General features: G+C 63.5%; 14 protein-coding genes. 8 read left to right on the forward strand and 6 right to left on the reverse strand.

Features of this window, described 5'->3' with window-relative positions; all coding sequences use genetic code 11:
* Positions 1-885 (reverse strand): amidase (locus EN939_RS05460; protein ID WP_164750888.1); only part of this gene is annotated, 885 nt, incomplete at its 3' end.
* Positions 886-1,037: 152 nt separating this feature from the next.
* On the opposite strand from EN939_RS05460, the gene EN939_RS05465 reads away from it, so the two are divergent.
* The 4 genes from EN939_RS05465 (at position 1,038) to msrB (ending at position 3,801) form a co-directional block, all read left to right on the forward strand.
* Complete coding sequence (locus tag EN939_RS05465) at positions 1,038-1,577, forward strand: sigma-70 family RNA polymerase sigma factor (protein ID WP_127267227.1); 540 nt, start codon at positions 1,038-1,040, stop codon at positions 1,575-1,577.
* Complete coding sequence (locus tag EN939_RS05470) at positions 1,574-2,302, forward strand: anti-sigma factor (RefSeq protein WP_127267218.1); 729 nt, start codon at positions 1,574-1,576, stop codon at positions 2,300-2,302. Before EN939_RS05465 ends, EN939_RS05470 begins: the two co-directional genes overlap by 4 nt.
* 225 nt (positions 2,303-2,527) lie before the next feature.
* The gene (locus tag EN939_RS05475) at positions 2,528-3,085 is read left to right on the forward strand and encodes a fasciclin domain-containing protein (RefSeq protein ID WP_127267219.1); all 558 of its coding nucleotides are present in this window, start codon (positions 2,528-2,530) and stop codon (positions 3,083-3,085) included.
* A 212-nt stretch (positions 3,086-3,297) separates the two neighbouring features.
* Entirely contained in the window at positions 3,298-3,801 is a 504-nt protein-coding gene (gene msrB / locus EN939_RS05480; RefSeq protein ID WP_127267220.1) for a peptide-methionine (R)-S-oxide reductase MsrB, read from the forward strand.
* A 176-nt stretch (positions 3,802-3,977) separates the two neighbouring features.
* Here msrB and EN939_RS05485 read toward each other — a convergent pair whose 3' ends face one another.
* Both EN939_RS05485 and EN939_RS05490 read right to left on the reverse strand, forming a co-directional pair.
* Positions 3,978-5,576 carry a DHA2 family efflux MFS transporter permease subunit gene (locus EN939_RS05485; RefSeq protein ID WP_127267221.1) on the reverse strand — a complete coding sequence of 533 codons (1,599 nt, stop codon included), beginning with the start codon at positions 5,574-5,576 and terminating at the stop codon, positions 3,978-3,980.
* Between the two features lie 20 nt (positions 5,577-5,596).
* Positions 5,597-6,793: an HlyD family secretion protein gene (locus tag EN939_RS05490; protein WP_127267222.1), complete on the reverse strand. Its 1,197-nt coding sequence runs from the start codon at positions 6,791-6,793 to the stop codon at positions 5,597-5,599.
* Positions 6,794-6,925: 132 nt separating this feature from the next.
* On the opposite strand from EN939_RS05490, the gene EN939_RS05495 reads away from it, so the two are divergent.
* A complete protein-coding gene (locus EN939_RS05495) occupies positions 6,926-7,660 on the forward strand; it encodes a TetR/AcrR family transcriptional regulator (protein WP_027040117.1) in 735 nt (244 codons plus the stop codon).
* 23 nt (positions 7,661-7,683) lie between these two features.
* Here EN939_RS05495 and yihA read toward each other — a convergent pair whose 3' ends face one another.
* From yihA to EN939_RS05510, 3 genes are all read right to left on the reverse strand, one after another.
* Positions 7,684-8,343, reverse strand: a complete 660-nt coding sequence (yihA, locus tag EN939_RS05500) for a ribosome biogenesis GTP-binding protein YihA/YsxC (RefSeq protein WP_024502094.1) — start codon at positions 8,341-8,343, stop codon at positions 7,684-7,686.
* On the reverse strand, positions 8,340-8,978 hold the full coding sequence (locus EN939_RS05505; protein ID WP_164748689.1) for a CatB-related O-acetyltransferase: 639 nt from the start codon (positions 8,976-8,978) through the stop codon (positions 8,340-8,342). Before EN939_RS05505 ends, yihA begins: the two co-directional genes overlap by 4 nt.
* Positions 8,979-9,101: 123 nt before the next feature.
* On the reverse strand, positions 9,102-9,437 hold the full coding sequence (locus tag EN939_RS05510) for a hypothetical protein (protein WP_245456764.1): 336 nt from the start codon (positions 9,435-9,437) through the stop codon (positions 9,102-9,104).
* Between the two features lie 158 nt (positions 9,438-9,595).
* Here EN939_RS05510 and EN939_RS05515 point away from each other — a divergent pair, with 158 nt between their 5' ends.
* The 3 genes from EN939_RS05515 to EN939_RS05525 all read left to right on the forward strand — a co-directional run.
* The gene (locus EN939_RS05515) at positions 9,596-10,060 is read left to right on the forward strand and encodes a MarR family winged helix-turn-helix transcriptional regulator (RefSeq protein ID WP_127267224.1); all 465 of its coding nucleotides are present in this window, start codon (positions 9,596-9,598) and stop codon (positions 10,058-10,060) included.
* Positions 10,053-11,345: an HlyD family secretion protein gene (locus EN939_RS05520; RefSeq protein WP_127267225.1), complete on the forward strand. Its 1,293-nt coding sequence runs from the start codon at positions 10,053-10,055 to the stop codon at positions 11,343-11,345. Before EN939_RS05515 ends, EN939_RS05520 begins: the two co-directional genes overlap by 8 nt.
* The coding region (locus EN939_RS05525; RefSeq protein ID WP_127267226.1) for a DHA2 family efflux MFS transporter permease subunit at positions 11,342-12,853 on the forward strand (1,512 nt) is incomplete at its 3' end. The genes EN939_RS05520 and EN939_RS05525, both read left to right, overlap by 4 nt.

A 12,853-nucleotide genomic window follows, 5' to 3' on the forward strand; every position in this document is an offset into this window, starting at 1 on the left:
CTCCTCGACCGTGTGGCCGCCCTCGCGGGCAAGCGCCACCGCCTTGTCGAGCGCCTTGAGCGTCTCGTCCGAGATCGGCAGGCCAAGCGGGGATTTGCGGTACACGGCCAGGCTGAGCTTGCCGGGGTCGCGCGCCGCGGCGGCCGCGAACGTGCCTTTCGGCGGCGGCGCGGCATAGGGCGACAGAGGATCGGACCCATGGGTGAGGTCGAGCAGCAGCGCGCAATCACGCACCGAACGGGTGAGCGCATGGTCGACGACCATGCCGTACCAGCTTTCGCTCACCAGCGGCGTCAGCGGTGTGCGGCCGCGCGACGTCTTCAGGCCGACAAGCCCGGTGCAGGCGGCAGGCACGCGGATCGAGCCGCCGCCATCGGAGGCATGTGCCACCGGCACTACGCCGGCTGCGACCAGTGCAGCCGCACCACCCGACGAGCCGCCGCTGGTGTGACCGGTGTTCCACGGATTGCGGGTGATGCCGAAGGCCCTGGATTCGGTCATCAATCGAAGCCCGTGCTCCGGCGATGTCGAGGTGACGATCGGGATAAGTCCGGCAGCGATGTAGCGGTCGGTCAGCACCGAATTGACATCGGCCAGCCATGCCGGAATGCGGCTGCCGCCATGCGTCGGCACGCCCCTGATGGCGATGCCGAGATCCTTGATGGCGAAGGGAACACCGGCCAGCGGCAGCGAAGGGTCGACGGTCTTGGCGCGGGCCCGCGCGGCATCGTAGAGCGGTTCGGCCGTGGCATTGATGTCGGGACGGGTGGCCTCGGCGCGGGCAATCGCGGCGTCGGTCAGCTCGACGGCCGAAACCTCGCCCTTGCGGACCAGATCGGCGAGGCCCGCGGCATCTTCTTCCCAAAGGATCCGTTCGACCGACATGCGCGCTCCCCCCATCACTGAGGGCAAGCTAGCCAGTGGCGATTCCATTGGCAATCGGTCGACGGACCCGGCTGGCGACACACAAAAGCTTAGGCGTGCACAAGGTTATTTCCGCCGTTGCAAATACATTGCAATCGCCTAACTTGCCGCGGATGACGCCGCAGGACATCACCAAGCTGATCGTCCGGACTTCGATGAAGGATCGGGCCGCGTTCGATCTGCTTTACCGGCAGACCAGCGCGAAACTTTTTGGCGTCTGTCTTCGTGTATTGAACGACCGGGGAGATGCGGAAGAAGCGCTACAGGAAGTCTTCGTCAAGATATGGACGAAGGCGGATCGTTTTGCCGTCTCCGATCTAAGCCCGATCTCCTGGCTGGTGGCAATTGCGCGTAATCATGCGATCGATCGCATACGAGCGCGGCGCAGGCCTGCCGCCGACATCGATGCCGCGCTCGACGTGGCCGATCCGGCGCCGGGGCCTGAAGCGATGGCGGTGGCGGGAGACGAATCCGAACGTATCCACCATTGTCTCGATGAGTTGGAGAAGGACCGGGCAGCCGCCGTCCGGGGCGCCTATCTCAAGGGCGAGAGCTATGCCGAACTGGCGGAGCGCCATGGCGTGCCGCTGAACACGATGCGTACATGGCTGCGCCGCAGCCTGTTGAAACTCAGAGAATGTCTGGAAAGATGACGCTGGCAGAAGACACAGGACCGGAACGTGGAGGCGACGACCTGCTCGCCGCCGAATACGTTCTCGGCGTGCTCGATGCCGACGAACGCCAGATCGTCGCCCGCCGCATCGATGCGGATACGGTTTTTGCTCGTCTTGTCGAGGGATGGGAGGTCCGTCTCTCACCGCTGGCCGCCGCCTACCCGGAAATCGAGCCGCCGGTTTCGGTGAAGACCGCGGTCGACCGCCGGCTGTTCGCGAACGCTGCCGCCGTGACCACGCCCGCCGAATCGCGCGGCGGCCTGTGGTCCAGCCTCGCTTTCTGGCGCGGCCTTGCCGCGGCTGCGGTTGCGGCACTGGCGATTTACATTGCCGTGCCAGTCCTCAACCCGCCGGTCGAGGAGCCGCAGGCGCGCCTCGTCGCTTCGCTGGCCGCCGAAGGCAGCGACGTCAGATATCTTGCCGTCTACGACGCCGCGCATCACGAAGTCGGCCTGTCGCATGTCTCCGGTGAGCGTGCTTCCGGCAAGGACTTCGAGCTGTGGATGATCGAGGGCAAGAACCCGCCGGTCTCGATGGGCGTCATTCCGACCGGTGCTACGGCACATATCGTCGTCTCGCCGGCGGCCCAGCAGAAGCTTGCCCAGGGCGCGGTGCTTGCCGTCAGCCTCGAGCCGTCAGGCGGTTCGCCGACCGGACAGCCGACCGGACCGGTGGTCGCCGCCGGCGACCTGAAGAGCATCTGACCGGCTCTTGGCGTCGCCAGACTCAAAATAGAGTACCTGAAGTGTATCTCCCACCTTCCACGCCCGTAGACAGCATGGTAGCCGGCAAGCGGTTGCGTGGCAAAATCTCTTCGGCATCCCGGATAAAATAAAAAATAAGAATATTTCTGAAACTCCCGCACTTCTGTTCCGTATCTCCTCGCGTCCCCAAAAATGGGAAGAGAAAAACCCGAGGAGTTTGACATCATGCGTAGATACGCCACCCTTTTGCTCGCCGGTACGATCGCCGTTTCGGCCCTTGCCACCGCTGCCTATGCCGAAAACCCGATGGTTGGCGGCGCCGCGATGTATGCTAACAAAAACATCGTCGAGAACGCCGTGAACTCGAAGGACCACACCACGCTGGTCGCCGCCGTGAAGGCCGCCGGCCTTGTCGAGACACTGCAGGGCGCCGGTCCGTTCACCGTGTTCGCTCCGACCAACGAGGCCTTCGCGGCCCTTCCGGCCGGGACGGTCGAGACGCTGCTCAAACCTGAAAACAAGGACAAGCTCACCAAGATCCTGACCTGCCATGTCATCGGCGCCAAGGCGATGGGGGCGGATGTCGCCGCGATGGCCAAGGCTGACGGCGGCGCCCACAAGGTCAAGACGGTCGGCGGCTGCGAGCTGTCGCTCAAGGCCGACGGCGGCAAGGTCACCGTCACCGACGAGAGCGGCAATGTCGCCAATGTGACGATCGCCGATGTCGAACAGTCCAATGGCGTCATCCACGTCATCGACAAGGTTCTTTTGCCGAAGATGTAACAAGGGGATTGCTGCCGGCGAACTGGCAGCAAGGGCCCTCCGTCGATTGCACGATCCCGCTACCGTGATCCGCAATTGACCCGCGCACTCCGCGCCGCCCATATTCGGATGTGGGAGGGCGCGGAGTGTTCGTTCGAGGGGGCTACCGTCACCGGCTTTTGATTTCCGCGCGGCGGTATAGTTTGGCAAAAGGACATCAGGAGGAACCGGTCATGAACCGTCGCGACTTTCTTTTGAGCGGTGCCGCCGCCATCGGCGTCGTCGGGGCCGCAGCAACGATGCTGCGCATGGGCGATCCGCAGGCAGCACAGGCCGCCGAAAAATTCGAAGTCACCAAGACCGACGCCGAGTGGAAAGCCATCCTGTCGCCGGCCGCCTTCGACGTGCTGCGCAAGGAAGGCACGGAGTATCCCGGCACCAGCCCGCTGCTCAACGAACACCGTAAGGGCATCTTCGCCTGTGCCGGCTGCGACCTGCCGGTCTATTCGTCGGAGACGAAATTCGATTCCGGCACCGGCTGGCCGAGCTTCTGGCAAGAGATCCCCAAGGCTATCGGCACGACCGTGGACCGCTCGCTCGGCATGACGCGCACCGAGGCGCATTGCCGCCGCTGCGGCGGCCATCTCGGCCACGTCTTCGACGACGGTCCGGCGCCGACCGGCCTGCGCCACTGCATCAACGGCGTCGCGCTGACCTTCAAGCCCGCCACAGCCTGACAAATTCCAACTGGATATGAAAAACTCCGGGCTTGCGGCCCGGAGTTTTTTGCGCGGTCAGAGCTTTTTCGGGCGTGGACTGGAGGAGCTTCCCGAAACAGCTGCCCACGTATCTCTGTCTTGTCGCAATTCCTGACGGAAAACCGCCTTACACTTTTCCTGGAATTGCTCCGGTATCAGTGGCCGCCGCCACCACCTCCACCCGCCGCCGCGGCCGGCTTGCGGATCAACATGGTGAACAGGCCAAGCGTCGCAAACAGCACCGTCAGCATGAAGAACACATCCATGAATGACAGCAGCGCCGCCTGCTGCTGGACCATGCCCGACAGCTTGGAGATGGCAGCACTTGTCGCATCCAGGCCGGGGGTTTGCTCGAAATTGAGCGTCATGTTCTGCAGCTTGGTCTGCGCGGCTTCACTGCCCCATTGCACATGCTCGGAGAGCCTTGCGTAGTGGAAGGCATTGCGGTCGATCAGCACGGTGTTGATCAGCGCGAGGCCAACCGCACCGCCAAGGTTGCGGGTGAGATTGAACAGGCCGGACGCATTCTTCAGCCGCTCGGGCGGCAAGGTGCCGAGCGCGATGTTGTTGATCGGCACCATGCACAGCATCATCGAACAGCCGCGCAGGATCTGCGGGATGAGCAGCTCGTTGAAATCCCAGTCGGCGGTCAGATGCGTCATCCACCAGGTGCCGGTGGCGAAGCCGAAGAAGCCGATCATCATCATCAGCCGCGGGTCCATCTTGTTCGACAGGATGCCCGAGATCGGCGCGGTGAAGAACATGGCCAGGCCGCTGACGAACAGCGCCTCGCCGATCATCATCGAATCGTAGCCACGGATGCGCCCGAGATACACCGGGTAGAGATAGGTCAGGCCGTAAAGGCCGATGCCGATGACGAAGGAAAACAGCGAGCCGAAGGCGAAGTTGATGTTGGTGAAGGCCTTCAGGTCGACGATCGGCTCCTCGGCGGTGAACACCCGCCAGAAGAACAGCACCGCGCCGATGGTCATGACAATGGCGCAGATGAAGACGCCCTGGTCCTGCAGCCAGTCATTGTTGGGGCCTTCCTCGAGCACATATTCCATGCAGCCCAGGAAAGCCGCCATGCCGGCGAGGCCCCACCAGTCGAACTTGCTGAACAGCTTGAGGTTGGGCTTGTCGAAGTCGATCAGCGTCCAGGCCGCCGCTGTCACCAGGATGCCGGGCACGACATTGACCAGGAACAGCCAGTGCCAGGACATGGCATGGCTGATATAGCCGCCGACAGTCGGGCCGATGGTCGGCGCCAACGTCGCCACCAGGCCGATCATCGGCGAGACGAAGGCGCGGCGCGAGGGCGGGAAGATGGTGAAGGCAGCGGCGAAGACGCTCGGTATCATGCCGCCGCCGATGAAGCCCTGGACGGCGCGGTAGACAATCATCTGGTCGATGTTGGTGGCAGTCGCCGCCAGCGCACTGGCCGCGGTGAAGCCCGCCGCCGAGATCGTGAACAGCACCCGCGTCGACAGCATCCGGCTGAGGAAGCCCGACAGCGGGATCATCACCACTTCGGCGATCAGATAGGCGGTCTGCACCCACGGGATTTCGTCGGAGCTGGCGCTCAGGCCGGCCTGGATTTCCGACAGCGAGGCGGAGACGATCTGGATATCGAGGATGGCCATGAACATGCCGAACACCATCGCCAGGAAGGCGATGACGCGCCGCGTCGAAATGGTGTCAGGCACAGCCGGCCTCGCCGGCGGCGCTCCTGCTGTCAGGGTTGCGGTTGCCATGGCATTGCTCCCGTCGCCGCTCAGTTCGCGGCCACTGGGCCCGACCCGGATGGGGCGGTGCGGCTGTCGACGTCGACGATGACGCTCAGGCCGGCGCGCAGTTTGCCGCTCTTCAGGACATCTGCGGGCACATCGATGCGGACCGGAACGCGCTGCACGACCTTGGTGAAGTTGCCGGTGGCGTTTTCGGGCGGCAGCAGCGAGAACACGGCACCCGAAGCCGGCGCCAGCGACGAGACGGTTCCCTCGAAGTCCTGGCCGTCGGTCGCATCGACCGAGATCTTCACCTTCTCTCCGGGCACCAGCCGGGCAAGCTGCGTCTCCTTGAAGTTGGCGACGATGTAGAGCTTGTCCATCGGCACGATGACGGCGAGCTTCTGGCCGGGGCTGACAAGGTCGCCCTGTTCGACCGAGCGGTTGCCGACGATGCCGTCATAAGGCGCCTTGAGCACGGTGAAGGAAAGATCGCGCAGCGCCTTGTCATGGCTGAGCTGCAGGGACGCCAGCGTGCTCGCCGATTCCGCGCGTTGCGCCTGCAGCACGCCGATATTGGCCTGCGCGGCGGCGATCGTCGCGTCGGCGCCGACAAGGGCGGCATCGGCCTGCTGGACCGCCGTCTGGGCGTCGTCCAGCTGCGCCTGCGTGCCGACATGGGTCTTGAGCAGCTGCGAGGCGCGCGCCGCGACCTTGGCCGCATTGTCGGCCGCGGCCTGATCGGCGACCTTCTGCGCCTGCGCCTGCTGCAGCGAGGCGCGCGCTGCTTCAGTCTGGGCGTCGATACGGTCGAGCGTCTTGCTCAAGGTGGCGATCTGCGCCTCGGCCTGGGCGACGGCAATCTTGTAATCGCCGTCATCGACGACGAGCAGCGGATCGCCGGCCTTGACCTGCTGGTTCTCGCTGACCTTGACCTGATCGACATAGCCGGAAATCTTGGGCGAGATGAACGCCATGTCCGCCTGGACATAGGCATCGTCCGTCGAGATCATGAAGCGGCCCGTGGTCCAGTAATCGTAACCATACCAGGCGCCGGCGCCCAGCAAGGCGACGCCGATGACCGGCAGCAGGAAGGAACGCACCGAACGCTTCTTCTTGGCCGGAGCCTCTGCCGGTGGCGACGAGACCGGCTGGACAGGCACTTCCGGAGCTTCCGTCGCCGGCGCAACCTTGGCGTTGGGAAAGGGACGGACTTCGGCAGTGGTCGGCGCGTTCGAGGACATGACATCTCTCTAAAGTTATAATATAATACTGAACCGTTCGGTTCGATCCGGCCGTTGACATAGCGCGTAAACAGGACCATATCAAGGGCAATCGAACCGCTTGGTTCGAATTATTTTCGAGGTGTGACTTTCATGGCCGAGACCCCGCCCAATGTCGAAAACGAGTCGTGCGACGACCTGTTGGAAAGCTTGCGTCGTGGCCGCCCGGCCGCGGGGCAGGATCCGGTCAAGCGCAGCCAGATCATCGACGGCGCCCGTCGTGTCTTCATCGACAAGGGCTTCGAAGCCGCCTCGATGAACGACATCACCCGCGAGGCCGGTGTCTCCAAGGGTACGATCTACGTCTATTTCGCCAACAAAGAAGAGCTGTTCGAAGCGCTGATCGAGGAAGAGCGCGGCACCATCTTCAAGAACATGTATGACGTGCTGGACAATGCCGACAACCTGCGCGAGACGCTGGTGAAGTTCGGCAAGGTGCTGGCCCTCAAGATCACGTCGGCCAAGGTGATCCAGGCGCAGCGCACGGTGATCGGTGCATCCGACCGGATACCCGACATGGGCGCGCGGTTTTACGAGCGCGGTCCCAAGCGTGGCCACGACAAGGTCGCGGCCTTTCTCAATGCTGCCATCGAGCGCGACCTGCTGCGCATCGACGATGTCGATCTTGCCGCCTATCAGTTCACCGAACTGTGCCTGGCCGGTCTGTTCCGCCAGTGCATCTTCGCCTACCGCACCAAAGCCCCGACCCAGGACGAGATCGACCGCATCGTCAGGTCAGGCGTCAGCATGTTCCTCAAGGCATACGGCACCGAAAGGCTTGTGGCGGAAGAAGGCCACCAGACGATTGCTATCGAGGCCAAGCCGTAGGCCATGCTCTAAGCTGTGGATGCTTAGCCGCCATTGGCGGCAAGCACGATGGCCGCCTGCAATTCCTGGAGGCCCTCGGCCTTTTCAGAAGAGGTGGCCAGTACGAACGGGAACGCCGCCGGCCGCTTCTTGATCTTTGCCAGCGTCTCCTCGATCAGCCTCGGCACGCCGGCAGTCTTGATCTTGTCGGTCTTGGTCAGCACGATCTGGTAGGACACCGCCGCCTTGTCGAGCAGCGACAGCACTTCGTCGTCCTTGGCCTTGATGCCGTGGCGGGCGTCGATCAGCACATAGACGCGCTTCAGCGTGACGCGGCCCTTGAGATAGTCGAAGACCAGCTTGGTCCACTCGTCGACCTTCTCCTTCGGCGCGGTGGCATAGCCATAGCCGGGCATGTCGACCAGCGCCAAGGGCGGCAGGTCGGCGCCCTCACCCGAAAATCCGTCCGGCACGAAATAGTTGAGCTCCTGCGTGCGCCCCGGCGTGTTGGAGGTGCGCGCCAGCCCCTTCTGGTTGACCAGCGCGTTGATCAGCGACGACTTGCCGACATTCGAGCGGCCGGCAAAGGCGATTTCCGGCGGCCCTTCCGGCGGCAGGAATTTCATGGCCGGCACGCCGCGGATGAAGATCCACCCCCGCGTAAACAGTTCGGTGCCGATTATGCTGCTGTTCAGAGCGTTCAAGCTGCTGCCTCCAGAAGAGAAATATCGGCGCCCCGGATAGCATCGAGGTTGCGACTGACCTTGTCCACCGGCCAGTCCCACCACGCCACCGCCAGCAGCCGCCTGATTGTCCGGTCGTCGAAACGCATCTTCACCACCTTGGCCGCATTGCCGGCGACGATCGCATAGGGCGGCACGTCGTGCGTCACCACCGATTTCGCGGCGATGATGGCGCCGTGGCCGATTTCCACCCCGGGCAAGATCACCGCCTCCATGCCGATCCAGACGTCGCTGCCGACAATGGTGTCGCCGCGCACTTCCTTCGACCACGTCGCCGGGTCAAAACCCTTTTCCCAGCCATGGCCAAAGATATTGAACGGATAGGTCGAAAAGCCGGACATAGCATGGTTGGCGCCGTTCATGATGAAGCGCGCGCCCTCGGCGATGGCGCAGAACCGACCGATGATCAGCTTGTCGCCGATGAAGGGATAGTGGTGCAGCACGCATTTCTCGGCGAATTTATCCGGCCCGTCGGGGTCGTCATAATAGGTGAAGTCGCCGATCTCGATGTTCGGCGCATTCACCAGTCCCTTGAGGAAGCCGACGCGGGTATGCATCGGGATCGGGTGCTTGATGTCTGGGTTGGGTCCGTCCATGTCGAAATCCGTCAGAGAAATGGCAGCCAGGCACATCCGAAACTCGATGCGCCCGTTCAAAATAGCGTGATCCGCCCTATAGCACCAATCGGGCGACGAGCGAGCTTTCCTTGACGGCCTTGCTCATTTGCCGCCGCGGCAGATCACGATCGGATCGGACATTGCGCTGTCGAAACCGCTGCCCTGATAGACGGTGACGTTCGCCGCGCCGGGCGGCAGCATGAAGCTGCCTTCGACGATTTTCTGGTCTCCGGCCGGCATGTGGAGAGCCCAGCTATAGGTGCAAAACTGAGGCGGCGCCTGGGGTTCGACGTGGCTGCAGTTCAATTGCGCGCCACCCAGCATGGCGGCGCCGCCGCAGCTGACGGCGTCCTTTGCGAGCGCAATGCCAGGCCATCCCGCGATGGCCGCCACGGTCACGATCTTCAGCCAATTCATCGTCCCATCCTTGCCCGGCAACAGCCTGCTACCTGAGCCTTTTTATGGTGTCGCAGCACATGCGTCATTTTTTCCAGGCGGGCTTAGTCCGTCTTGCGCACCGCGTCCAGCGGGATTATGTGCATGATGATAATAAGCATGCTCACTAAAAGTTGCGCCTTAGAACCTCAGTACCTTCCATGCCATCGTCACCCAACATCAGCTTCGTGCTGCACGATGTCGCGCGCCTGCTTCGAAAGCGGTTCGAGCAGAGGTCGCGGGCATCGGGGCTGACCCGCGCCCAGTGGCAGGTGCTCGCCTATCTCTGCCTGCATGAGGGCATCCACCAGAACAAACTGGCCGATCTTATCGAGATCACGCCGATCACGCTCGCCCGGCTGCTCGATAAGATGGAGGCACGCGGCTTCATCGAGCGCCGGCCCAATCCCGCTGACCGCCGGGCATGGCTGCTCTACCTGAAGCCGCAAGCTTATCCGCTCATCGAAACCATGCGCACCAATGGGCAGAAGACGCGGGACGAGGCCTTTGTCGGTCTTTCCGCGGATGCCCAGCTGCATCTGCTGCAAACCCTATCCCTCATCAAATCCAATCTGCTCGCGGCTTGCACCCAGCCTGCCGCCGACCGGGAGAAAACACATGGCTGAATCAACCTCACCAAAGAAGCCTGCCGAAGAAGACGGATCCTCCGCCGGCCGGGCGCGCGACCAGATCATCCGACTGGACAGCGAACGCGAACAAAGGCGAGCCGGCACCCTCATCGGCAATGACGAGCTCGAAGCACCGGTCGCCCTGGAGCCGGCGGCGCTCGAGGCGCCGTCCAAGGAGCCACGGCAGGCCACGGTTGCGGTGGCGCCTCCGGCGCCGGTCAAGCCCAAGCGCGGCCGGGCACGGCCGATCCTGTTTGCCCTGCTTCCGGTCGCGCTGGTCGTCGGCGGCTATTACTACGTCATCGGCGGCCAGGTCATGACGACCGACAACGCCTACATCCAGGCGCAGTCGCTCGGCGTTTCCACCGATGTCTCCGGCACTGTGTCCGAGATCGACGTGCACGAGAACGAGGCGGTGAAGAAGGACCAGGTGCTTTTCCGGCTGCGGCCGGCCTCTTTCGAAACCGCTCTTGCCGCCGCCCAGGCGCAGCTCGGCACTGTGCGCAACCAGGTGCTGACCTTGCAGGCGAGCTACCAGCAGTCGCAGGCGCTGATCGAGCAGGCGCAGGCCGACATCCCCTATTACGAGGCCGCTTTCCAGCGCCAGCAGGATCTGCTCAAGACCTCCACCTCCTCCAAGGCGACCTTCGACAGCGCCCAGCACGACCTCGTCGCCGCCCGCCAGAAAGTGTCCGTTGCCCAGGCGCAGGCACAGGCGACGCTTGCCCAGCTTGGCGGCGACGCCAGCCAGCCGGTGGAGAAGAATCCGTTCTACCTCCAGGCGCAGTCGGCGGTGGACGACGCCCAGCGCAATCTTGCCGATTCCATCGTCAAGGCGCCGTTCGACGGCATAGTCACCAATGTCGACGCGCTTCAGGTCGGCAAGTACCTGCCGGCTTCGCAGCCGGCCTTCAGCCTGATTTCGGCGACCGATCTGTGGATCGCGGCGGAGCCGAAGGAAACCGAACTGACTTATGTGCGGCCGGGACAGACGGCGACGATCAGCGTCGACAGCTACCCGGGTGCCGTCTGGCACGGCACGGTCGCCTCGATCAGCCCGGCGTCATCGTCGAGCTTCTCCTTGCTTCCGGCGCAGAACACCACCGGCAACTGGGTCAAGGTCGTGCAACGCATTCCGATGCGCGTGACGTTGGACGATCTCCAAGGCAAGCCGCCGTTGCGTGGCGGGATGAGCGTCGTGGTCGGCATCGATACCGGCCACGCGCGCGGCCTGCCGGACTTCGTGACGGACCTCCTCGGCCGGTTCGGACAAAAGTCATGACCGGCGCGTCCGCGACAGGTGGCGTGGTCGCCAATCGCGGCGCCATCACCGCCTGCGTGATCCTGGCCGTGATCATGCAGGCACTGGACACGACCATCGCCAATGTGGCGCTGCCCTATATCCAGGGTAGCGTTTCGGCGAGCGCCGACCAGATTAACTGGGTGCTGACGTCCTACATCGTCGCGGCGGCCGTCATGACGCCGCCTTCGGGCTATCTTGCCAATCGTTTCGGCCGCAAGCGCATCCTTTTGATCTCCATCACCGGCTTCGTCGTCGCGTCGGTGCTGTGCGGCTTCGCGCAGTCGCTGCCGCAGATCGTCGGCTTCCGCCTGCTGCAAGGCCTGTTCGGCGCAGCCCTGGTGCCGCTGGCGCAGAGCATCCTGCTCGACATCTACAGCGTCGAGGAGCGCGGCTCGGCGATGGCGCTGTTCGGCGTTTCGGTGATGGTCGGGCCGGTGCTCGGGCCGGTCATCGGCGGCTGGCTGACCGAGAATGTCAGCTGGCGCTGGGTGTTCTACATCAACGTCCCGATCGGGGCCCTGGCCTTCGCCGGCGTCTCGATGTTCGTCCAGGAAACCAAGACGGACCTTAAGGCCAGGCTGGACTGGCTGGGCTTCGGCATGCTCAGCGTCACCATCGCATCGCTGCAGATGTTCCTCGATCGCGGCGAGCAGCTCAACTGGTTCTCGTCGTCCGAGATCATCGTCGAGGCGCTGATCTGCGCGTCGGCCTTCTACATCTTCCTCGTCCACACTTTCACCGCCAAAAACACCTTCGTGAACCCGCGGCTGTTCCTCGACAGGAATTTCGCCGTCGGCATGATCTTCATCTTCATCATCGGCATCACCTATCTGGCCTCGCTGGCCCTGATGACGCCCTATCTGCAGACGCTGATGGGCTATCCGGTGGTGACGGCCGGCATCGTCATGGGGCCGCGCGGTCTCGGCACCATGGCTTGCATGTTCCTGGTCGGCAGGCTGATCGGCAAGGTGGACACGCGCTGGCTGCTGTTGACCGGCCTGCTGGTCACCGCCTGGGCGATGTACGACATGACCGGCTGGACCCCTGATGTGTCGCAATGGACGATCATCAGCACCGGCTTCATCCAGGGCGCTGGCCTGGGTTTCCTGTTCGTGCCGCTGACCACCATCACCTTCGCCACGCTGGCGCCGGAGCGGCGCGCGGAAGGCACAGGCCTTTACAATCTGTCGCGGAACATCGGCTCCAGCGTCGGCATATCCGTCGTCACCGCGCTGTTGACGGAGAACGTGCAGATCAACCACGCCAACATCGCCACCTATGTGACGCCCTACAACCAGGCTTTCAGCAATCCGGCCATCTTCCAGGCGATGGATCCCTACAGCGCCGCGGGCCGCGCCGCGCTCGACGGCGTGGTGACGCTGCAGGCGACGATCATAAGCTATATGAACGACTTCAAGCTGATGATGATCCTGTCGCTTGCCGCCATTCCGCTGGTTCTCTTGCTGCGCAAGCCGGCGACGCCAGCC

The sequence above is a fragment of the Mesorhizobium sp. M7A.F.Ca.CA.002.05.1.1 genome, assembly GCF_003998335.1.
Classification (GTDB): domain Bacteria; phylum Pseudomonadota; class Alphaproteobacteria; order Rhizobiales; family Rhizobiaceae; genus Mesorhizobium.